The sequence below is a fragment of the Flammeovirga sp. EKP202 genome (genome assembly GCF_014534745.1).
Taxonomy (GTDB): domain Bacteria; phylum Bacteroidota; class Bacteroidia; order Cytophagales; family Flammeovirgaceae; genus Flammeovirga.
Window position 1 is genome coordinate 1 of the sequence record NZ_JACVVP010000079.1, and the last position, 26960, is coordinate 26960.

The 26960-nt window shown below is 33.3% G+C and carries 6 protein-coding genes; all 6 read left to right on the plus strand.

The window, feature by feature from the left end:
* Window positions 1-78: 78 nt before the first annotated feature.
* A complete protein-coding gene (locus tag IC221_RS27550; protein WP_188172028.1) occupies window positions 79-1035 on the plus strand; it encodes a DUF2157 domain-containing protein in 957 nt (318 codons plus the stop codon).
* Window positions 1028-2098 carry a DUF4401 domain-containing protein gene (locus IC221_RS27555; RefSeq protein WP_188172029.1) on the plus strand — a complete coding sequence of 357 codons (1071 nt, stop codon included), beginning with the start codon at window positions 1028-1030 and terminating at the stop codon, window positions 2096-2098. The genes IC221_RS27550 and IC221_RS27555 overlap by 8 nt, the downstream gene beginning before the upstream one ends.
* Window positions 2085-2588, plus strand: coding sequence for a GDYXXLXY domain-containing protein (locus IC221_RS27560; RefSeq protein WP_188172030.1), 504 nt, complete (start codon window positions 2085-2087; stop codon window positions 2586-2588). The genes IC221_RS27555 and IC221_RS27560 overlap by 14 nt, the downstream gene beginning before the upstream one ends.
* A 169-nt stretch (window positions 2589-2757) precedes the next feature.
* Window positions 2758-5259: a TonB-dependent receptor gene (locus IC221_RS27565; protein WP_188172031.1), complete on the plus strand. Its 2502-nt coding sequence runs from the start codon at window positions 2758-2760 to the stop codon at window positions 5257-5259.
* Window positions 5260-5767: 508 nt separating this feature from the next.
* Window positions 5768-19093, plus strand: coding sequence for a T9SS type A sorting domain-containing protein (locus tag IC221_RS27570; RefSeq protein WP_188172032.1), 13326 nt, complete (start codon window positions 5768-5770; stop codon window positions 19091-19093).
* A gap of 268 nt (window positions 19094-19361) precedes the next feature.
* On the plus strand, window positions 19362-26960 hold a 7599-nt coding region (locus IC221_RS27575; protein ID WP_223241520.1), incomplete at its 3' end, for a S8 family serine peptidase.

Consider the following 26960-nt stretch of genomic DNA (forward strand, 5'->3'; position numbering starts at 1 on the left):
GGTAATTAAATATCTCCTTTCAGACTTTTATTTCTAAATGCAATACGAAATATTAAGATCTATTTTTAAATAGCTTCTATGACTAAATTAAACAGAAATGATTTTCAACTTATTAGTAAATATTCAGACTGGGAGGGAGAGGATTTAGATAAAGCACTTCGAGAAAACGTCTACATTGATCAAAAACAATGGAATACTACATTAAGTACTCTTCTGTTGGTTTTTGGAGTGGGCTTTGTTGCTGTTGGAATCATGTTTTTCTTTGCATACAACTGGGGTGATCTTTCAAAAACATTGAAATTGGCAATTGTTGAAACAGTTGTAGTGTTAGCACTTGGAGCCTTTTTGTTTTTTAGAAATAAAACAGTTTATGCCAATATTTTAGCTACTTGTATTGCATTTTTAATTGGAGTCATGTTCGCTGTTTTCGGCCAAGTCTATCAAACAGGAGCTAATGCTTATGACTTTTTTTTAGGTTGGACAATGGCTATTGCATTAATTGTATTTTTATCAGATTTCGCAGTCTTATGGTTGTTGTATTTATTACTTATTTCTACTACTTGGCATTTCTATTTTACCCAAGTATTGGATAGTTTTCATGACTTATATGAACTATTGTTACTTTTCATTTTGTATACTTTGGCTTTTGTTGTTTCTCATTTCCTTAGTTCACAAAATAAGGTTATTCCAAATTGGTGGAGGTACAGTGTAATATTAATAATCGTAGGTTTAGGAACTCTAATTTCAAGTTATATTATAACTCACTCTAACAGGGATAACTTTATAAGCATAGTGTCTTCTCTATCAGTGATCATCGTTTACGTTGCAGGTCTGATATATGCTTTGAAGCAACGGTATATTGTTTTGTTTGCATCAATATTATTTAGCTGTATTTTACTTTTTACCAATTTACTTATCGTTCAAGTAAACGATTTGATTGGCTCCTTTTTGATAGGGGGAGTATTTATGGTGATCTCAGTGACAGGTTTAGTGAAGCAGGTTGTTAGATTCAATAAAAAATGGGCAAATGAATAGAATAAGCAAAATACAACAGTTTGAAGCTGAATATAGACAAAACAATGGAGGGAACTCAAAGATCAATATGGAAGCTTTGGCAAATGAACTGGAGAAAGAAACGATCTCGTTGAGCATTTTAATGAAAGTATTGATTTATGTTGGAGGTTTCTTTGCATCATCATTATTTTTGATCTTCATTTTTATTCTCTTTTTCATAGCAAAAGCCGATCATATTGTTATAAGTGTTTTGGGTTTTATTTTCTCAGGATTGGGTATATTAATTCATAGGAAGACCAACGAGATTTTTCCTGCTGCTTTCAGTACTTTCGCTTTTATCATCGGACAAGTTACTTTGACTACTGGTCTTGTATTAGCACAAACCTCTGATTATCTCATTATAGGTATTTTGGTTGCATTAAATACAATTACGATTGTACTAGTGAAACGGTATTTATTTGTCTTTATAGCTACTTTGGTCATTGGAGCTTGTTGCTACGCATTGGTTTTCTTACTAGAAGTGCCCATTTTATTTCATGTATTATTACTTTTTTATGGAGCACTAATAACTGTTGTTTTTACAAATGAAGGAAGAATATATCGTCTATTTAGAAATGATGTTCAGTTAATTAATCCTTTAGTAGAAGCTTTACTGTTGGTGTTTTTTATGGGGTTACCTCTGTTTCTAATTCAAGAAGATAGATTTATAATTCCTTACGAATGGGTGTCTACAGTGGGTATTGTGGGTTTAGTCATCTATTTTCTTTTGCACTCAAACAAGAAACAAGGCTTAGGACTTACATCACTGAAAATAATACTTTTTGTATTGATATTTTCAGTGCCGACAATTTTTGCACCTTACATAGTAGGTAGTTTTTATCTATTGATTCTAGGGGTAATCAACAACCATAAATATTTAAGAGGTTTTGGAGTGATTTCTCTAATCTTCAGTATTTCGCGTTATTACTATGATTTAGAACTTACGTTACTTGAAAAATCATTATCATTAATGATCTCAGGTGTTATGATTCTCGTTCTTTATTGGATTTTCTTCTTTAAAAAAAATACAAATGAAAAAATATAAAAGATTAATTATTGCATTCAATTGTCTCATCGTTTTAATGGTATTCAATTATTCCATCTATAAAAATGAACAATTACTTGATGATAGTTCAATTGTATTTTTTGAATTAGCACCAGTAGACCCTAGGTCGTTAATGCAGGGAGATTATATGGTATTAGATTATAAAAATTCTAGAACAAATTCTTCAGATAGTATAGCCTCAAGAGGTTATTTGGTCTTTAATCTAGATGAAAATAATGTATGTACAAAGGTTAGGTTACAAAAAGAAAAAGAGCCTTTAAACGATAACGAATATATTTTGAAATATACCAAGAGAAATAACTGGAGGCTCAACTTTGGTGCAGAGTCCTATTTTTTTGAAGAAGGACAAGCTGATTCTTTTGAAAGGGCTGAATACGGTGCATTAAAAATTGACGAAGAGGGTAATTCACTTTTGGTAGGTTTATATGATAAAGACTTAAAAAAGATAAATCCAAAAGGTAAAAATTAATTTTCGTTGAAGAATAACACACGTTAGTTGATAATTTTTCTTGAATAGGTATTTTTTTGCAACATTTGAACTCGAAAATTAACAAGCAAAAGAAGAATAAGACAATCACTCATCATGAGTATACGTTTTAAAAATCCATTTGCAAAGAGACCTATCATTATCATCTAAAATGAAACTTAATTTACTATTCTGCCTACTTATATTTCCAACGCTTTTAATGGCGCAAAGTCCCGATGAAGGGAATAGACCTGGAGGACAATACAAAAAGGGAAACCGGCCAAAAATAGGGACGGTTTCGGGTAAAATTATAGATGCTGAAACAAATGAAAATCTTGAGTTTGTGACAGTAGCCTTGTATTCCACAAAAGATTCCACATTTCTTACAGGTGCTTCTACTGATGCACAAGGACGATTTAAAATTACTGAAGTAGCAGTAGGTAAAATGTTTGCAAAAATCACATTCATTGGGTACGATGAAATGCAGACTGAATCATTTGTGATAAAACCTGAGCAGAAAGATAAGTTTTTAGGTGCTTTGGCATTAAGTTCCGGGGCTCAAAACCTCGATGAAGTGACGGTAACTGCTGAAAGAGACATTATGGAACTCGGCATTGATCGTAAATCTTTTAATGTGAGCCAAGATCTTACTACAGTGGGAGGTTCAATGACAGATGCTTTGAATAATATTCCATCCATTGATATTGACGCTGAAGGTACATTGAGTTTAAGAGGAAGTAGTAATGTTACAATTTTTATTGATGGTAAACCATCGAACCTAACAAGTTCTTCAGATGCAGATATTTTAGATCAAATTCCTGCTAGCTCAATCGATAGAGTGGAAGTGATCACTAATCCATCGGCAAAATATGATCCTGAAGGAACTAGCGGTATTATCAATATTATTCTTAAGAAAGATCGTAAAGGGGGAATCAATGGTAATATCTCGGCGACAGTAGGAAATAATAATAAATACAATTTATCGGCAGGTGTAAATGCTAGAGTCAATAAATTTAATATATACGCTAATTATTCAGGTAGGTATCAAGAAAGGTATGTCAATAAAGATTTACATCAAAACAATCTGGATGAGGGTGGATTCATGACCGATTATAATAAGCAAACTTCAAGAAGAGATGATGAGCGTTATTCTCATCTTTTTAAAGGGGGAATTGATTATGATATAAATGATTATAATAATGTCTACTTTTCAGCAACCTACAATACTGGTTATCGAAATAAAAATGAAAACCTTGATTTGAATTATTTTGATGCAAATGATAATGCCTTATCTCAAATTAACCGTGTTAATGATTCAAGAAGCACATCAGAAAATAAGGAATTCAATTTCGGTTACCGAAAAACTTTTGTAAACCCAAGTCAGAGTCTAGATATATCGGGACAATATTCTGATGGCATTAGAGATAATCATGGGTACTATCAAGAATATGATAGAGGATTGGGCGATCATTCTGATCCCATTTTTGAACAACAAAATGAAAGTCCTGAAAGAAATAAAATATATTTAGGACAAATTGACTATGTGCAACCAATTGGGGAAAATGGTACTTTAGAGACAGGTTGGAAATCTACAGGTAGAGAAATTCAAACAGATTTTTATTCTGAAAGTATGAATGCAGGGATGTGGATACCCGATGACTCACTAAATAATAATTTTAATTATAATGAATCTGTTCATGCATTGTATGTCATGTATCGTCATCAGTTTGGTAAATGGGGACTTCAAGGAGGTTTAAGAGCGGAACAGGCTTATACTACTTCTCATTTAGAAGAAAACGAAGTCACTGAAGAACAAACTGTCAACAATAATTACTTTGCTTTATACCCTACACTACACGTGGCTTATAAGTTTGCTGATATGCGTGAAGTATCGATTGGTTACAGCCGAAGAGTCAATAGACCAAGAGGAAGAAGTTTAAATCCATTTCCAGATTACGCCAATCCCCAATCATTACGACAAGGTAATCCGTATTTGAAACCTGAATTTATAGATGCCATTGAAGCGACTTATCAGCATGGTTGGGAAAACCTTACTTTAACAGGAAGTTTGTATTATCGTTATACCCATGATGCTATTCAAAGAGTTCAAATGGCACAACCCGATGGTGTTATGGTCATGACTTGGGATAATGTTGATCATTCTCAGAGTTATGGAGCAGAAGCAATTGCTACTTATAACATGACAAAATGGTGGAAATTAACGGGTAGTGCAAATATTTATAATATCTTAATCACAGGCGCTTCAGGAGATTTAGATTTAACGAATCAAGCTTGGGCAATGAATGGTAAATTAATGTCGTCTACCTCTTTAACAAAAACACTCTCATTACAAGTGACTGCGAGATTCAGCTCTCAAAGGGCAACTGCTCAAGGGTATATTGCTCCAATGGGTGGAGTGGATATGGCAGTTTCTCAAAAGCTATTTAAAGGAAAAGGAACATTACAAGCAAGAGTGACTGATGTATTTAATACCTACAAATTTAATGTCTATAGTGAGGGAGTTGGTTTCAACTCTGATATGACTTTTGATTGGGAATCTAGAGTTGGATATTTAACGTTTTCATACCGATTTGGAAATGCATCAAAGAAACCTAAAAAAGGCTCTAAACAAAGAAGTAGTGGGCAGGGCGACTCCATGGATATGATGGATTAAAAAAAAAGATCAAGACGATAAAAGCTACATTTTTGCTTCAATTCAACAGGGTTAAGGCAAAGGTGTAGCTTTTTTTGATGATCATTTTTTTACGAAGTCAATTAATGTCTCACTGTATAAACACATCAAATATTAAGGACTGTATGACTATTATCTATCTCATAACATTATGATGTATCTAAAATTGAAATGTTGATATTTTGATAAAACATACTTATACAGATAGAAATGACTTTTCAATAATTCAGCCTTTGTTTTTAGTATTGACATCAGATATTACTTCAAAGTGAACTTCAAATGTTAATAAATGCAATTAAATATTAACGAAATTAACTAAAATTATAAATTAAGTGTAATTAATAATGAAAATTATATAAATAAGTGAATATATATTTTACATTTGTCTTAGATAATGTGAATTTTTTATTAGCACCTACAACCCAATTATAAATTTTTAATTATTTTGAAAATATTACACTCTAAATGCACTCTTAAACTTCAGTTTATTTTGTTGTTTCTGATCGGTTTAATTGATTACACACATGCTCAAACGATTTATTATTCAAAAGCCAGTGGCAATTTTGATACTTTTTCGACATGGGCATTAAATAGTGACGGTTCTGGAGCTGAGCCAACAGCAATCTCCGGGAATCATTTTGTGATCTTAGCAGGGCACACTGTTACGATTCCTGCTGATGAAACAGAATCCATTCATACGCTAGAAGTAGAAGGTACTCTAACGATGAATGAGAATGCTATTCTTCAAATCTCAAATGACTATTATTATTATCAATCAGGTAGGACTACTTTAGATCCAACCTCATTGATTACTTTTAATAATAGTTCTAATGTGTCTGTTCTTGAAGGTAGAAATACAACAGGAACATCACGGAGATTAGAGTTTAGTAACTTATCCTTTGACAAGGGAGGTAACAAGGTAATTGTTAACAATACTCAGATGGATATCAATGGAGATTTCAGTTTAGCAAACACTGAATTTGAATCCAATGATAATATTCTAGTATCCGGAAATGTTACAATTGACGCTTCAAGTAAATACTCCACAGAAACAGGTACCTATATTTTTATGGATGGATCAGGAGATCAAAGAATCTCGGTTCCTACTGTAGTAAATATGTCTTCATCTGGAAGTACAGTGGCTCAGTTTAGTAATGTACGATTTAGTAATGGTGGAAATAACTCTATCTCGGATGGTTTTTATTCAGATGGAACGGTTGAGGTGTATAAACAGGATGGGGCGACTCTTTCATTTGATAATGGAGATTATAGTTTAAGATCGCTTAGAGTTAGAGATACACAAGCAAATTCAGGAACTGCACTTTATTTCAATGGTGGTAATGTTTATATCAATAACTCCTCAACGATTGATCATTACTTTTCTGGTGATGATGATCAAGTAGGTACTTTAGATATTGGTACTGTCAATTTTATAGCAGAAACAGCTGATTTATATATTGGCGGTTCTCATTCCAACGGTGATAATATCACTTTTACAGGAAATATCACTGTTAATGATAATAGAGCGTTATTACTAAGAGCAAATACAGTTTTAAATTCTAATGGAGGTACATTAGAGGTAACAGGAACATCAAGAGTTTATATTGAAGGTTCTAATACTCCTTCATTTGGTACTTATACAATCTCAGAATTATCGACATTCTATTATAGATCTACTACAGATGTTACATTAATGCCAATTGAATATGGGCATTTAAGGCTTTATTATGCATCAAATAAGACGGTGGATAATGATATGACCATTAAAGGAAACCTTGGGGTGTATTATGAAGCTAATTTTAATGTAAATGCTGGTAATACTGTAGAAATATATGGAAACATTGAAAATATTAGACCTACTGATAATGGTGAGCCAGGGACAATAAATGCAACTGATGCGACTATTACCATGAAGATGGGTGATATTAATAGATACATTAATATTGCAAAAGATCTTTCAGGTGGGGCTGATAATATTTACACAATCACAAATTTCAATATTGAAGTAGCATCGGAACTAACATCAATTAGGACGTTTTCAATTTACAATAAATTAGATATTGATAATCTTACAATCTCAAATGCAACGGGGTCTACAGCCACTCAGTTATTAGTAGATTTAAGAGATGAATCCTTTGATGTACTTGACGTTTCAACGAATATTACTCAGCAAGATTTCACAAAAATAAGAACAAGAAGTACTACTTCTCCATTCTTAACACCTTCAGGAACAGTTGATATTGATCAAACTAGTGCGTTTGTTGAATTTATCGGAAGTAATCAAACTATTCCTGCTATTTCGTATGGAAATGTTCAGTTGAATGGCAGTGGAAATAAAACATTAGCCGGTAATATTACAATCAAAGGTAGAATTGAAAGAACTGGTGGTACTGTATATTTAATCGCAGGTACAAATACAATCAGTATCTCTGGTGATTGGATGTTGAATAATTCAGGTACGGCTTATCATAATGGTATCTCTCAGTCAACAGTTATTTTTGAGGGAACAAATGATCAAGCCATTAATGATGCCACTTTTGGAAACATTACGATCAATACTATTGGAAATGTAACAATAGCAAGACCAATCACAATTTTAGGTGATATAAGTTTAAATGGTGGAGATGATGCCACTTTATTGAATGTGATATCAAATGAAAATATTGATCTTTATGGTGATTGGGCAGAAAACACTACATCAAAGTTTTCACAATCTAATCATGCTAGAGTTAGATTATTGTCCACAACAGATGATCAAACAATTTCTCAAAATCCGTTAAGTGAATTTAATCACTTAACGTTGGAGAAAAAGAACTCAGCTTGTAAGACTGTCTTCAATACAAAAGTAACGATTGCAGGTGATTTGAGATTAGAATCTACAAAAGGGCAGTTGGAAATTAACGATGACCTTACACTAAAAGGACATTATTATAATTTAGGATCAGGCAATAGTTTTACTCAAGCCCCTGATGCACAATTCAACTTAGCAGGTTCTTCAGTACAATACTTTAGAGTTGATGATGCTAATGAATCTACTTTTACAGAATTAGTGACATTCTCTGGAGAGGGTATGAAAAACTTTCACGGAACGTCAATTTATACATTTGAAAAAGGAGTTTCAATTTCAGGTTCAACAGTTGATGCGAGTAATAGAACTTTGAATATTAAAGGTGATTGGTTAAATAACAACGGTCTTTTTGAAAGCTCTGGAACAGTAAATTTTAATGGTGGTAAAGCTCAGGTAGTACAACCGACAACTTTTTATAGATTCTCCATCCAAGAAAACGGGACTATAGTCAATTTAAATGGTAGTATTTCAATCTATCAGTTATTGCAGGATGCTAATACTACATTGAATACAAATGGTAATGCTATTTCTTGTGCAAGTACTTGGACAGGTGATGGTACGTTTGTTCACGGAAATGGTTCTGTTACTTTCAGTGGACAATCTTCATCTATTAATGAATCTGATCCCTTTTATAACTTGTCGAGTACATTAACTGAAGATCAAACTCTATCATTTAGTAATGATCTTGTCGTTTTAAATGACTTAAGTGTGAGTCTAAATTCTAGATTTGACGTCAATGCTCATAATTTAACTATTGGGGGTGATTTATTGTCTGATGGAGACATTTATGACATTACTACTTTGACATTCAATGGTTCCGATGCTGGCAGAACTTATACAATCAAAAATGGATTGAAGAGTGGTTCAGATAATACCCCAGCGGACAATAGTCATATTGATATTATTATTTCCCCTAGTGTAAATGCAACCTACCAATTGATGTCTAACTTTAGAATGACGAATACTAGAGGTGATCTAACAATCAATGCTGGTAAATTTGATTTAAATGGTTATTCATTAGAACAAACTAATAATAATAAGCAAGTCATTGTAAAGGATGGAGCAGAATTAATAGTAAGTGCAGGTTCTGCCTTACAATTAACAGGATCTGATGCTCAACCAACATTACACGGAGAAGCAAACAGTACAATATCTTTAGTTGGTGATGATAATAACTATGCTTTAGTAGAAGGGCATAATAGTACGAACTCTTATCAAATCTTGATTGATGGTACGCTTTCAGCAAGAAATTATAAGATCACTGATTTAAGAGGGTATGGTTTACAATTTGGTGCAAATAGTTCGCTTGCTGCAGCTCCTAACAACTTGACTAATGGTATTTTTGTAAATGGAATTAATAGTTCAGAAGCCTCAATAACTATTGCTTCAGGAGCAACTTTAGGAGCAACTACTATTGAAAATGTAACTTTCGGTTTAGGTCCAGATTATGCGGTGGATAATAATAGCTCTACTATTGGAGATATTACATTTTATAATTCAAAAGGTTCAAATAAGACAATTGAGAATGATACCCCAGATAAGATTGAGTGGACATTTGATTCATTCATTCAATGGAGTGGAGCCTCATCAACAGATTGGCACACTGGATCTAACTGGGTTGGAGGTGTAGTTCCTGTTAAAGCAAATAACATCGTTATTCCAACAGGTCTTACAAATTATCCAGTATTGGATGTTTCAACAGGTGTTGCTAATAGAATCGAAATACAAGATGGAGCGACTTTAACTGTAGAAGAACGTTTGGAAGCCTATGACGGTATTTTTATTAATGATGGAGGAAGTCTTATCGGTTCTGCATCTAATGGTGATTCAATTATTGTATTTGGTGATTGGGTCAATGAAGAAGATTTTACTGCCAATACTTCTCCAATTCGAATTACTCAGGAAGATGGAACAACTGCAAAACTTTTATCATTTATCCCAGGTACAGATACTTACCCAGGGATAGTTATTGATGGAAAAGAGCACACGGTTTTACAATCTGATAATACGCTAAATGTAACTAACCTTACGATTAAATCAGGTATCTATGATGTATCTGATACGGATATTAAAGTTTACGGTGACTGGAAAAAAGAAGGAGGTACTTTTGAGTTTAGAACATCAGATCTAATAAGTGAAGGAGCTACGATTTATGGTGGAGACTTTTATAACTTGTTGATTAATAGTGGAACTAAAACGACTCTTGCAGGAAATATAACCGTTAATAACAGATTAGATTTAGTATCTAGTTCTTCAATTTTTGACGCAAATAAATATTTGATTTATCAAAAAGGTGAATTTGATAATTCTGAGGGTGGTACAATCACTCATTCAGGAACAATTATCTTCAATGGAGCCTATCAAAATATTAGAGGTAATGCAACATTTAGTAATGTGATTTTTCAAGGAAGCAGTTCAAAGAATTTTGTTTCTGGTACTAATATTACGATTACTAATGACTTAACAGTTTTAGATGGAATTGCAGTTATTTTGAATGCAGGAAGTACACTTTCTGGTTCAGGTGTATTTACCATGACTGGCGGTACTGTATATGTAAGAGACGTTTCGAATTACCCAACAGGTTTTGAGCAATATCAAATTACAGGTGGTTCTTTCTTCTATGATGAAGGAACACAAGATATTGGTGATTTTGAATACTATAATTTACTAATTGATGATGGAACAAAAACATTAAGAGGTAATGTTAGAGTTTCAAATCTATTAAGGTTATATGCTGATAATACAGAAGTTGGTGTGTTAGATGTCAATGGCTTTGAATTAGGAATTGGAAATGCTTTTGATGTAGATGAAAGGAGAGCAGAAGCTGATCAAACGGATGTGATTACATGGAATTCTGGTACGTTAAGACATTATGGAGGCTATTGGAGTATGCCAAATGAAATCAAAACGTATCATAACCTCATATTAGATGGAGTTAGTTCAAAGGTATTATTCACAGATATAGATATTAATGGAGATTTCGAAATAAATGATGGTGTTTATTTTTATCAAGGTCGATCTGATCAATATTATACCGTAACTGGTACATCTGGAGGAGAATTAAAAATGGGTGAAAATGCTAGGTGGTATGTATACCCTGATCCCGACGGTGATGCTTTTGCTACCGACTTTGGTTCCTACAACGTTGCTTCAACAAGCCATACTTTCATCTACACACCATTTGAAGAAGAATGTATTGTTAATACTGATGTTTCATATGGCAATCTATATTTGAGAGATGAGGGGTATGTTGATTTAGATGAAAACCTTATTGTTTTAGGAACTCTGGATGAAAGATTGAATGAAGAAGAAGCATTTGATATAAACTCCGAAACCATTTTTGTTGGAGGTAATTTAATTGTAAGTACTATTGACTTCAGAAATGGAGGAGCAATACATTTAAACGGTAATACAGAGGGTAGTACTCAGAGATTAGATTTATTAGTAGAAGGTATGGCTTTACCAAATCTAATTTTATCGGGTGTTACTCAAAAGCAGTTTGTAACAGATGATTATCTTATTGAGCGTAATATTACGATGCAAGATAATGCAGATGTCTATATCTCAAGAGACTTTGAATTCAAAGGAGAAACGTGGACCTCAGATAACACAACTACTTTAGTGTCATATGCAGACTTAACTATTAATAGTGAAGATGATCCACAGACAATTAATTTTGGTAGTAATCATACGATAAGAAGATTATATTTTGTAGAAGATGAACTTACTACAATTAACTGTAGTTTGAATGTTGATAATGAGTTAGTCAATACTGGTGGTCAAGTTGATTTTGGTTCATTTACACATAATATTGCAGCAAGTATTTTTACTTTAGAAAGTACTGACATTACTACAAATGCAAACTTTAATTTAGATGGTGGAACACAATACTTACCATTAGATTTTTCAGTGAATAACCTTACGCTCTCAGTTGGAGGTAGTAAAGTAATCAATGGGGACTTAACAGCATATGATATTACAGCACTTGATAATGCTGCTTTAATACCACAAAATGCTGCCTCAACAATTACTGTAAAAGGAAATTGGGATTTTGAGTTGGGACGCTATAGTACTAAAGAAGCAAAGGTTATTTTTGATGGTGCAATAGCAAACGAAGAATACACCATTTATCAAGATGGTCGAACTAGAATGTTTGAAGTTCAATTCATGGGTACAAATAATAACACCTATAAATTGACAGATGAATTGTATACTTACACTGACGTTAATATTGAATCAGGAGCAACTGTTGATATAAATGGTCATTTGCTATATGTAGGAGCCCGAACTGAAATTGATGATTATCCTTCCTTAACAGGAAATTTAGTAGAAGACCTAAATATCAGAGGAGAATTATTAATCTCAAAAGGTGGTAGTGTTCAATTAAATGCAAGGGATGGAGATGGTACTGAAAATCCTACTGTGACTGTTGAAAATGGCGGTCATTTAAGTATTGTAGGTGAGGAAGGTTTACTATCCAAATTAAGTGCTACTGATAGAGGGTCTGATGACCATCGATTAGTTGTAAAGGTTGAAAGCGGAGCCAAAATTTCGGCTAAATTCTATGAATTTAGAGATTTAGACCATGTTGGCTTATATGTTGATAAGGATGCAACTGTGGATGCTGTCAAGAACTTTTCAGAAGGAGTGTTTGCAGGAATGTCAAGAGATAATAATTTAGGTGAAGATCGTATTTACTTACATCTTGACGCTGAAGTCAGTGCAACAATCAGCAACGTAACATTTGATTATAATGGCAATCCTAATCCTGCATATAATTTATACAATGTAAAACGTTTAGCTTATTCTCCTACTAAAGGTGTTATCAATTTTGAAGAAGGAACCGGAATGAAAGGGGATGCTTTTGAATACGATGAAGACCAAGATAATGGAGGTTCCGGTTTAATTAATTGGCCTGATAATACTGATATTTATTGGGAGGGTAATACAAGTACGGATTGGTTTGACGCATCAAATTGGAATCCAAGTGCAGCTGTTCCTACAGCAAATGATAATGTGATCATCACTTCGAAAGTATCTGCCACAACATTCTACCCTGTAATTTCAGGATCAGTAAAAGCGATCTGTGATGATTTAATTATTCAGGGAGGACGTCTAACTGTTGAGTCATCCGTTACAGATGCATCTGAGCCCGAGTTAGAGGTATCAGGAGACTTACAATTAGAGAGCGGTTTAATCAATATTGATGATGATCAAGTTATCGATGTCGGTGAGAATTACACCGTATCCAATGAAGGCTCTTTTGTTGCAGCAAATGGTATAGTTAAACTAACGAAATCAACAGGTACAATAGTTGTAGATCAGGCAAATTCTAATTTCAATGATCTAGAGATTTCAGAAGGAGGAACAGTAGCGTTACAAACGTATTTAACTGTTGATGGTGCTTTTTCTATTCCTAAAACTGGTGGTATTGTTTTACCAAACAACCATAACGTGGTCTTAAATGGTGATATTCAATTAAGTACTACTGCTTCATTTGATACACAATCTGACGGATGGGTTTATCTAAGAGGAGAGGCTTCTCAGAACCTTAAGAATGCAACTTTTAAAAGAGTTCGCTTCCAAGGTACTGAGTATGTAGTGGAAGATTCATTGATTATAACTTCACGTGCCTACTTGGATAAAGGTACTTTAAAGCAATTAAACGGAAGTAGTTCATATGTTTTCAATAGTTTAGTGTATGTTGAAAATGATGATTTCTTTATAGAATTATCCGATGAGGGTGGTACACACTATTTAAGAAATGCAGATTGGTATGGATATGGAACAACCTCAAACCTTACTAACCCATCAGGAAATGGATACTCAAATTTCGTTTTCCAAGCATTAGATGATAGAATAGATATTAGAGGAGATAAAGCGTTCTTCGATAGCGTTAGTCTAGAAACGGACCTACTTGTGATGTATGCTGATTTAGAACTTACAACGCTAGATGCTTCAAATGCTCACGTTTATGCTTACGAAAAACAACTTACAGGTTCACATAATGGAGAATTTACATTAGGTGCAAGTAAATATTTATACTTAACTGCAGCAGATAACTTCCCTATAGGTTTTGGATCTTATTCTTTTGATACAGAAAGTAGAACTTATTATGCTGGTGGTCTTGATCAGACTATACATACTAAGGAAGAGGTTAGAGATGAATCCAATACTCTACTTTATAAATTACCGATTATTTATGGCGATTTATACTTAGAAAGAGAGGGCTCAGTGAAAACAATCTCTGATGAAGGTGAATTGATTGTAAGACGTAACTTACTTATTAATCAAGCTACATTAAATACTAACGATAAGAATATCAAAATTGGTAAGGATTTATATCATCAGTATTTGAATTCAAATCTTATTTACGGTACTAGTAAGTTTACTTTTGATGGGGATGAAGATCAAAGGTTGTATCTTTCAAATGTAAGAGATAATAATTTCTATGATATTAATGTTAATAAGCCTGATAATACTACATTAAGTGTTAGTGGGTCTGACCTAACAATTGAGGGTGATTTGGTAGTTCAAAATGGTATTTTCTCATTAGGTGGAAGAACAGCTACTTTAAAGAAAAACTTATTAGTTAACAATGGTAGCTTAAATGAGTATGGAACTTATTATATGGATGCTTCCGGAACGGGTGCCATTATCAGAACAAACAATTCTAAATTTAGAGGATTACGTATTAATGGTAAGAAAACAACAGTATATCGTCTTTTAGACGATCTTACGATTTCAGATAATTACGATCTAGAATTAGTCAGCGGTAAATTAAATACGGCCAATGCGACAATTAATATTGGACACAATGGACAATTTAATGTAGGAGCTAATGGTAGTTATATCTTTGGTGAATCAGGTAGATTAATCATGGGGAATAACTCTACTCTAAATGTAGAAGGTAATATTGATGTGGTGGGTACATCTTCTATTCCTGCTATTATTCAAAGTTCTCGAACAGGCTATTACTACAGCTTCAATGTTGAAGGTAACATCAATGCACGTTATTATAATATCAGTGATTTATCAACGAATGGAATTTTTGTTAAAAATACAGCGACCATTGATAATCAAAATTTAGGTAATAACTTTTCTGATGGAACTTTTACAAATTACTTGACAGGTGGTGTTGCACTGAAGATCGAAAATAACCAATCATTCGTGGCTAATTTTGATGGAAGTGATAACTATATCGATGGTGGTATCGCGAACGTAAACTTCATTCAAGACGCATTAAGAGGTACAGCTAACATTTCAAAAGAATCCTCAACTACAGGTAGAATCGATTTTTATAATGCGAATGGTCAATTATCAGGAAGTAATTATGAAAGAGATCCAGAGAATTTAATTAATTGGTATGGACCTAATACCTATGTATGGACAGGTGAAGAGGATGACGATTGGTTTAATGCAAATAACTGGTCATCTTCAAATGGTGGAATACCAACAGCTGGAGGTGATGTAATTATTGGACCAACTACGAACCAACCTATTATTGATGATGGTGGAGTTGCGGTTGCGAATAATTTGACATTAAATACAGCATCATTATTAATTATAAATTCTTCGGATTCTGATGATGATCTTGTAATTAACGGTAATGTTGAATTGAATGGACAAATCAGAATGGAGTCAGAAAATGATGGGATTTCTTTCAAAGCCAATTGGATTATTAACCCAACAGGTTCATTCAAGCACGGTGGAGGACAGTTAACTGCCAATGGTGCAGGTGCTCAACAAATTGATAATGCAGGCTTAGATTTTGGTGTGTTAACGATAGGAGAAACTTCAGTTTCAACACTAAACTTAAATGGTGAAGAAGATATTCAAGGTGATTTTACAGTTACTTCATCAGCATCTTTAGAGTTAAACGCCACGCTTAAGACACTTAGTATTAGTGGTAATGTTTCTGTTTTAGGTTCAATTATTACGAATGGTAATACTTTAAGATTAATAGGTGATGGTGATGCTACTGCTGATGTTTTCACTTTAAATATTCCATTGTCAAGTAATGTTATTGATGTTTTAGATATAGATACAGATGATTCCTCAGATGAGTATCAGTTAAGCTCTAACCTTTATGTTTCTGATAGGTTTGATTTACACTCTGGGACATTTGATTTAAATGGAAATACATTCTATTTCAAAGGAGATGTGACCAATAAGATGGATATTGATGGGGGAACTATAGATTTAACTTCATCAACTTTGGTCATGGATAATGGAACTATCTTCGAGTTGAATGATGGGTCATTAATCATGGGTGAAGGTGCCAGAGTGACGAGTGAAAATACTTCTTCTGATTATTCATTCTCTTTGTTAGGTGGTAATTTTTCTGGTGAGTTATTTACATTTGAGTACATGGATGAAGAAGGTATCGTGTTTAATGGAGTTACTTTAGGATCTAACTCAACACCAATTGATCATGATAACGATCCAGGTACTGCTGATGTGAATTATAACGTACTACTTCCATTTGGTCTTTTCCAAAATGGTCAAGCAAATGGTCGATTAATTGATTTAGCTTCTTATTCTTTTGCATCAGGATCAAATCCTGTTGCAGGTAGTAGTAACCTTGAAAATAAATTTTACAGTTTATTCTTCAATAGACCCTCTACTACTAACGTAAGAAACAGAACAGGAAGTACTGTTTACTTCTCAGATGCCAAAGGCGGTATTTCAGGAGATAATTTTGAAGATGAAACTTCAGGATCAATCGAATGGGAAGCAACAAAAGATGTTTATACTTGGGTAGGTGATGTTGATGACTTATATAAAGGTCATGCTTATTGGACGAATCCTGCCAACTGGGTATTAAATGGAGGTGGTGAACCTACCGTTTATCCAGGAGAAGAGGATGAACACGCGAATAAAGCAGTGGTGATTATTCCTCAACCAGAGGTTGGTAACAACCCGCCTGTTCTTTTAAACACTAAAAAAGTAACAATCTATTCGTTGAGAGTAGAACCTCAGGCAGGTATGATCATTGAAGCAGCAGCTGATCCAAGTGCTCTAGATCGTAGTGATGATAATAATTACGAGATCATCATTAAAGACGAATTCTCTATCTTATCAAATGGCATCCAAAAAGGTTATGTGGACTTTATTCGATCATTAGTAAGAGTAGAAGGACGAATTCAAAATGATGGTATTTTCAAGCCTGAATCATCGATTATGGTATTAAAGCCAGCTTCCGGAGAAGAAATAAATTTAGCTGCGGGTGAAAATTACAATGATTTATACATCGATGGTACAAATGACCCAATCATTAATCTGACTGGAGATGTAAATGTTCAAGGTTTATTTAATATGGATGACGGTACGTTAAATGTTGGAACAAACACTCTGAATGTTAAAGGAGATTTTGTATTAGCAAGTGCTGTAAACCTAAATTATGAAGATGATTTTACACTCGTTTTAGATAGTGCAGATCAAACACTCACAATTAATAACCACAATTTGAGAAACATCAAATTTGGTGGTACCGGTACGAAAACGATATCTAATTCGCTTACCATTGAAGGTGATTTTACCATAGAAGGAAACAGAACAACCGTAGCCTTCGGTACAAATAGCCTTGAATTGAAAGGGAATTGGGTAAATGAATATGGTAATGGTAATTTCACAATGAGTGATCCAGGTACTGTAACATTTAGCGGTACTTCTATTCAGACATTATCTAGTTTCTCAGGAGAAGAAACATTTACAACCATGATTGTCAATAATGCAAGTGGTATTGATTCAGAATTAGATCTTACGATCAGTAATGGATTGACGCTTACAAATGGTATTTTGAAAGCTCCTCATGTGATATTAGAAGCAGGAGTAGGTGGAGATACTGGTATTTCTTCTTCAGAAAGCTCATTTGTTTATGGTAAAGTAACCGCTAAAGATATACCACAAGCAACAATATCGTTTGGAGGAAGTTTAACTTGGTATCAATTCCCAATTGGTTCACAATCGACTTGGGCAAGAGCAGCAATTAACACTGAAAATGTAGGGGGAACGTATGATTATACCGTTGAATATACTACAGAAGATAGAGGGTCGAGTCTATTAATTGCTGACGGTGGAGATGGAGTAAGTATGGAAGTATCTCAGTTTATTTGGAATATTACCAATGGAAGCAGTAATGCTCATGGAATTCATATCCGTTTGTACTTAGAGGATTTATCTCCATTTGACTTAGCGGATGATGTCAATTTGAGAAAATTAATCCACTACTATGATAAGGAAGAAGGTGATGGTATTAATTGGTATGAAGAGGAAACGAGTAATACTTTTGGTACTGATGGAGCAAGTAGTTATGTAGAGGCTAGAAATATTCAAAAGTTTTCTGATTTCGGAGCAACATTAGAATTATCATCTACTGATGACTCAAGTGATTTACCTGTAGAATTGACGTACTTTGATGGTTCAATTGATGAAGAAGGTAATGTTTTACTAGAATGGGAAACAGCTTCTGAAGCGAATGCTTCTCACTTCGATATCGAAAGATCATTTAATGGTCAAGCTTTTGAAAAGATTGGCACAGTGGAAGCTAATGGTAATACGAATGTTGCAATTCAATACTCATTTGAAGATACTATTGATAGTAGAATTGTTTTCTATAGATTAAAACAAGTTGACTTTGATGATCAATTCGCCTACCATGGACCTGTTACCTTAGTGAATGAAAGTGATATTGAAGCTACAGAAAACTTAGAGTTGTTTGCTTATCCAAATCCAATGGAAGGTGATAAAGCATCAGTGACGATCAGAGGTTTATTAATGAATGAATCTTTTGAAGGTCAGATCATGACTTTAACAGGTCAATCTGTTTATACTGTTAGTACTGAAGCTGATGATAATGGAATTAGTAAATTAGACTTAAATATTTCGGATTGGAAAACAGGGGTTTATATCTTAAAAATTAAGACTGGATCCGGAAAAACTGCACATCTAAAATTGATGAAGTAATATAAGTTTAGTTCATTTATCTTTGTGAAAACAAAGATTCCAACACCCACTAAAGTATAGATCTAATCTATCTTAGTGGGTGTTTTTTTGTATTATTCATTTTCATATACAGATTATTTAAATCAATACTTGAAAAGTTTCATTAATACATTTAATTGTACAACCTTTCAAAACCCAAAGCAAAAGATCAGTGATTCTGCTTTGGGTTTATTTTTATATATTTACCAAACCGCTCGAACAAAAACAGATTGTTACTTTCTTATTCTCAATGAATAATTACCATAAAAACGTACTTCGCTCAATTTACTTTTTGCTGTTAATTTCAATTTCTACTGGAAATACAATAGCTCAACAAAATACCTCTTTAGATTTGCAGAAATATGAAGAGCACATTATTCGTGTAAAATTAAAAGAGGATAGGATTAATGCTTTCTTACAGCTCACTACTTCAAAATCTCAAGATGGAATCCTTTTAACAGGGGATGAGCAATTAGATCGATTAAATAATAAGTATGGTATAACGAAATTGAGTAGGGTTTTTCCATATTCACCCAAATATGAGGAGAAGCATCAAAAATATGGTTTACACTTATGGTATGAACTAGTTTTTTCAACGAATGAAGAACCCTCTGAGGTAGCCCAACAATTTTCAATTTTTTCTGATTTTGAAATCTCCAAACCTGTTAATAAGAAAGTATTGTCAGGTGGATCATATTCCGTTATTGAAAATAAAGAAGCTTTGTTTTCGATACAAAATGCTTTCAATGATCCTATGTTTTCTAAACAGTGGCACTATCATAATACTGGGCAAAACAATGGAGATGTTGGAGCCGACATTAGTTTACTAAATGCATGGCAAATTAACGCTGGAGATAATAGTGTTATAGTTGCGGTGACGGATGCTGGAATTGACACTGAGCATATTGATTTATCCGCTAATATTTGGGTAAATGAAAACGAAATTCCCAATAATGGAATAGATGATGATGGAAATGGATATATTGATGATATCCACGGCTATAATTTTGCCTACGATAATGGTGAAATTGAGAAAGGTCAGCACGGTACTCATGTAGGAGGTACTATTGGAGCAGTCAATAATAATACGATTGGAGTTTCGGGTGTTGCAGGGGGAGATGGTTCTGGAAATGGTGTGAAATTAATGTCTTGTATGGCATTTGCAAATAGTGGTTTTAGTGGTGGTATCGCCCAGTCATATGTATACGCAGCAGACAATGGTGCCGTAATATCTCAAAATAGTTGGGGGCATAGTCAACCTACTTATTTTGATCAGGAAATTTTAGATGCCATTGATTATTTTATAGCTGAGGCAGGGAATTATTCCAATAGCCCAATGAAAGGTGGGTTAGTCATTTTTGCTGCTGGAAATGACAACGATGATGATCTGTATTATCCGGGGTATTATGAACCTATATTAACGGTTGGTGCAACAACGAATGAAGATAAAAAAGCTTATTACAGTAATTATGGTGATTGGGTGGATATTGTAGCACCGGGTGGCGAAACTATAGGTTCATCAGAAAAAGGTGTTTTGAGTACATTGCCCAATGATAATTATGGTTATTTTCAAGGGACATCTATGGCTTGTCCTCATGTATCTGGAGTGGCTGCATTAGTAGTTTCAGCTGCTAAAGGAACGATTACAAATTCTGAATTAAGAGAAATTCTTGAACAAGCAACAGATGATATTTCAAGTCAAAATCCTCTTTTTAATGGTAAGCTAGGGTATGGAAGAATTAATGCTGAAAAAGCGTTGAAATCAATTCAAAGAATAGGAGTGAATCCAGAAGAATTAGTCTTTGATTTTACAAATAATGATCCCTTATCAAAAACAGTGACCATTTTTAATATTTCCAATGAGGAAGTGCCTTTCGACCTCTCCAATAATATTTCTCCATTTACATTTGATATTGTGAGTGGTGTACTGGGAATTGGTGAATCGAAGGAAATTACAATCACCCTAGATCCATCTAGTTTTGAGTTTGGAAATTATGAGGAGAATATAAGCTTTGATTCTGAGACCTATTTTAGACTAACAGCTAGAATTAATAAATATGAGTTACCCAAAATCTATATTGATTCTACAACAGTAGATTTCGGTGAAGTTTATGAAGGGTATTCAATATCAAAACAAATAGAAATCTATAATCATGCTTTTGCGGAATTAGTTATAACAGATATCCAAACTAATCAATCTCATTTTGAAGCAGAAGTTCAAAATATTACAATTCCTCCTTATGGAAATGTGTTTTTGCCAATCACTTTTATAGCAACATCATCAGCTATCGATAATGCGACCTTATCTTTTACTACAAATGATAATCTAAGCCCTACCGTCTCTATTCCTTTATCGGTATCTATTATTTCTAACGATCCACCTCAATTGATTAGTCCTGAAGGAATTAAATTGAAACAGGCTGATAAAGGGATATTATCTACAAATTTTCAATTACAAAATAATGGTAATGACGATTTGAATTACTCTTTCCAGGAGCAAAATACAATTAAAGATGATTTAAGTGAACTGACCTTACTGAAAACAAATTACCATAGTCAATTAGAGTTAGAGAAAGGTGAAAACTATTCTATCCGTGGCAGGGAAGTGCTGCATCATTATGGTTCCTCCCCAAAGCAATTTTATCAGTGGATAGATCAAGAAATTTCAGGTGGAATCATTTATGAATGGAATGATATCCAATTCATTGGGAATCACTACAATCTTCATGATGAAGGTAGCCTGTCTTATAATTTGCAACTTTTTCAGTTTCCTTTTTATGGAGTTGATGAAGAAAATATTGTAGTGTCTTCTAATGGCTATTTGCAGTTTGGTACTTCTGTGGAGAATCAATGGAATAACACAATTTTACCTTTCAATGACGAAACGAATGCAATTATTTCGGGATACTGGACTGATCTAGATTCTATTGATATTTATATTTTGGAGGAAGATGATCAATTAACGATTCAATATGAAGGCCAATATTACAACTCTCCCGAAAATGAAGTGAAATTTCAAATAGTTCTTCATAAGAGTGGAAACATCTCCCTTTTTTATCATACTGTTGATATTCCATTTAAAGGGACTGTTGGTCTAGAAAATTATATTGGAGAAGAAGGTTTGAACATTGCTTTTAATAATAATTACTTGAAGAGTGGTACGGCCATTAACATAATCCCAAACTATTTTCAGTTTGAGCCTTCAAATGGAGTCATTAGTGCCAGTGCATCAACTGATATTCAACTCATTTTTGATTCAAATAAACTGTTTGAAGCAGGCTATCAATTAGAACAACCTCTATTAGTGTATTCTAATGACCCTATAAAACCAGCTACTATTATTCCGTTTTCAGTTCAGTTTGGTGATGTAGTTCTGGAACTTTCAGATACTGTTATTGTTGATACATCTTTTATTAATAACTCTTTTCAAAGAGAAATAGTAATTTATAATAAAGGATATGAAAATCTGACGCTTTCAGATCTCTCAACGGATGTCAAAGGGTTAGTTCTCGATCAGAATGAATACACAGTGTTACCCAATGATTCTTTGATCTTAAATATAACATTACTCTCAGAAGTGGAAGAAACAGTAGAAGGCACAATCACCTTCAAGACTAATGATAACAGAAACCAGTCAATTGAAATTCTAGTTTCGATCCATAATAAAGATTATCCTCAATTAGAAATTAGCTTGGACGAGATTCAAATAGAGGGATATTATCAAAGGTCAATAGGATTGAATGAAACATTGGTATTGAAAAACGTAAGAAGCATCCCTTTGGATGTTGCTATTGAAGTGAGGTCTGACCATCAAGATCCATGGCTTTATATTAATGATTCAACATTTTTGGATGATTTTTCATTGGGTGAGAACTTTTCAGAAAGAACACTTTTAATTGAGGTAAAAGAAAATTTACCATCAGGAATTTATACAGGACAGGTACTAATTCACACGAATGATCCTTTCAATCCAGAAAAAATAATTGATGTTGAATTAATAGTTAACCCATCACCTCATTTATCTATTGGAGATTTTGTTCAATTTGATCAAAGATATATTGATAGTACAAATGTATACCTGGCGATTATTGAAAATAAAGGAGATGTGAACTTGGAATTGAATGTTGATCTGACCAATAATCAATTTTTCGATGTAATTAATATAAATCCTATCAATTTGCTACCTAATTCGGTTGATACACTTGAGATTGTGTTCAATCCTCAAAATGAAAATTACATTCAAGAAGATTTAACCTTAGTCACAAATATGCCTGATACAATTCCTTACATTGTGGCTTTATCGGGTAATGGTGCATATGAAAAAAATATTCAAATCATTGAAAGTTATGATGTTTTTGAAATTGACTACAATGAAACATCAAATGGTAGTATTACTCTACGAAATACATCGGAACAATCATTGACATATAAAATTGTAGCAAAGGAAAATAAAAGCAGTACCTCTTTACGAACTAAGAATAAGACCATTTATAATGATGGGTTTAATGTGTTACTATTAGGAAGTGGTAGAACAGAATGGTTGGAAACTTCAATCGATGCACTTTACAAAACGAAAAGGTTTACATCTGTTTCAGGCATTAATGTATCTGAATCTACTCCCACTTTTGAAGAAATTGAGTCTTTTGATGTAATTGTCGTCAATGGTATTTTTGGTTATGATGATCCAGTAGAGTTAGGCAATATTCTAGATGATTATTTACAGAATGGAGGTAGTGTGGTGCTGTCTGCTTTTGTGAATTTAGAAGCGTCAGATCAAATATTAGGAAGATGGAATGAGGTAGGTTACGATCCAATTTTAGTGACAGATGAAACACTGAGTATCAAAGGTAATGGAATCAAAAATAATGGAAGTGCTTTATTAAACGGAGTGGATTTTTTTGATACTTACAATAGAATTGGAATTCCTTCTTCAAAAATAAAATCTAATGTTGAGGTTTTGCTAGAATACAATGATGGTGTTCCGTTTTTATTAAATCATAAGATAAATGGGAAAAATATATTTTATGTCAATTCCTATACGGCTTATTGGATTGATGACTCAGATGGAGGTCAGCTGTTCGCAAACATAATCGAGGAGGCTTATACTGTTAATGCTGGTACTTCGCTTTCATGGTTTACTTCTTCCAATTTATTTGAAGGTAATATTGAAGCATCTCAAACCCTTGATTTTGACTTTTTAATTAATGAGAATTTAGATATTCTAGAAGGTGAACATACGGCTTCTCTTCAGGTTTTTGTACAAGAAGGGAAGTATGACGTATTGAAGTCTACTTCAGAAATTAATGTTAAAGTTCAAGCTCAGTATTTAATATCAATTGATAGTCCGTTTACCTTCCAAGAGGCAAGACAATATGATACAATTACAAAGCGGATTACATTTAAGAATGAAGGAGCAGGCTATTTCATGATTGATCAGATCATTACTTCAACGGATCAAATCGTTATTGATGATACAAACATTTCAGATAATAGAATTAATCCTTATAGTGAAAACTATCTAGATATCACCTATGCAGCATCTCAAATTGGTACAATTGAAGACTCCATAACTATTAAAAATATTGAAGGTGATGAGATAGTTTTTAAAATCAATGGGGAGGTCGTTCCAAATGGGACATTAGAGTTTGTAAGCCCTTTCGAAATCAATATCGAACATGGAGAAATAAAGACTATCACACATACTTTCACTAATCCTGAGAATGGTCCTGTAGATATCCTATTCAGTAGCTACTATGAAGATGCTCTATTGAGTCAAACTATGAATGAAGTTACCATAAACACAGATAAACACTTACCATCATCAATACCTCTTAGTGATGAGATGAATCTTTCTGGAAGTGATGGAAAATATACTTACTTGGATAGTCGTGGAGAAAGTGAAATAAATTTCCAATGGATTGATATCACATCAACAGGTACCATAATAACATTAGAGGATGATGCATTTTTTACATTACATAACTCAAAGTGGGATTTTATTTTGTACGAAAAGCATTATGAAAATATAATAATTTCATCCAATGGTTACTTTACTTTTGATCCCGTGAATGGTAGATCTTGGAAAAACCATGAATTACCTAATACTTCAAAACCCTACAGTATAATTGCTCCCCTTTGGACAGATATAGCTCCTCAAAAAAATGGAACAATTCATTATTTATTAGATGATGAAAAGTTAGTTGTACAGTATTCTCTAATCCCCACTTATAATGATGATAAAGCTGACAATTCGTTTCAGTTGATTTATTGGAAAGATGGTACTTTAGATTTTAATTATAAAAATATTGATACCGAAAACTATTCTGTAGGTATAGAAAATTATGCCGGTGATTCTGGAATTGGAGTAGCCTATAACACATCTTATCTTGATTCAGAAGTGACGATTCATTGGATTCCTCCTAAAAGAAAATTAGAACCTCTTTTGACAAGGTTTTCACTATCGGCAAATGAGAGCAAAGAGATTTCATTTAAAGTCAATGCTGATTCTCTTTTCTATGATGACAGTTTTGAAGAAACAATTTTAATTAAAACCTCGAACCCTAAAGAACCTTATTATGGTTTAGACATTGCTTTTAACGTATTAAGAGGTATACATATTCAAGATAGTATTCCTGTTCAGTCTGTCATATTATATGATACAATACAAATCGATTTAACGGACTATTTTTTCAGTTCACTCGAAAATAATGAACTGGAATTTAGTTTAGATCCTAATCCTTATATAACATCACGTATTGAACAAGGTCAATTATATCTTTCAGTTCAACAATTTTTTAAGACGCCCCAAACCTTAACACTTAATGCCTTTGGTGACGATATTATAAAGCGTCAATCTTTTGAATTGACAACCTCAACAATGAAGCCCTATCCATTGAAGAAATGGGAAACTAAAGAATTATTGGTTGGACAAACCTATGAATTTAATTTGGCTGAATATTTTGGTTTCCCAACAGAAACCCGAAACTTTTCGGTTGAAGGGCAAGATTTAATCAAAGGGCATTATCAGCTTTTAGATTCAATTTTAACGCTATCTCTTGATTCCATTTACAATATAGAGCATCCATTAACTTTGAAAGTAGTTGCTTCAAATAGGGATGGAGCAGCCGAACAGAGTTTTACTTTTAATAGTTATAACAACTTACCAAAAGGAAATCTTGATGATCTACTCATTGATATCACGGAAGTTGATACCATCTATTCAATTGATCCAACAATAATTTATAGCGATCAAGACGGACATCAATTGGAATATCAAATCGCTTCTTATACCAATACCATCATTGATGTTAAAGAAAAAGAAGGTGCAAAATATGAAATTTCACCAATAGCAAAAGGTATTGGTTCATTGATTTTACAGGTTTCAGATAGTTATGAATATATCTACGATACTGTTACAATAACTGTTGGTGGCAATTATCCACCAGAATTAAATTTTGAAATAGAAAACCAGTCTATTGCTTTAGGTCTTGAGAAGGTTATCACAATTAGTGAACTATTTACGGACCCTGAAGGTCAAGAATTATCGTATACGTTACATCTATCCAATGACAATACTCAAGCAACTATTGACGAAAATCTAGACATTCAAATTATAGCCTTAAACGCAGGAGTTTGTAGTATTGAAATTGATGTTACTGATGGAGAAAAGTGGAATTCAACTTCTTTTGATGTAACTACTTTTAATAATGAAGTAAAGGTTGAAAAATTATTGGTAGATAAAAATCTGTATTTAACCGATATTGGTTTTAATATTGATATAGATACGGTCTTTGAAGACATTGACGATCAACCATTGACCTATAGCATAGAAATAGAAAACGAGGAGGTA

Coding starts and splice junctions, on each gene's coding strand:
- IC221_RS27550 (WP_188172028.1), top strand. CDS start 79: ATGACTAAATTAAACAGAAATGATTTTCAACTTATTAGTAAATATTCA.
- IC221_RS27555 (WP_188172029.1), top strand. CDS start 1,028: ATGAATAGAATAAGCAAAATACAACAGTTTGAAGCTGAATATAGACAA.
- IC221_RS27560 (WP_188172030.1), top strand. CDS start 2,085: ATGAAAAAATATAAAAGATTAATTATTGCATTCAATTGTCTCATCGTT.
- IC221_RS27565 (WP_188172031.1), top strand. CDS start 2,758: ATGAAACTTAATTTACTATTCTGCCTACTTATATTTCCAACGCTTTTA.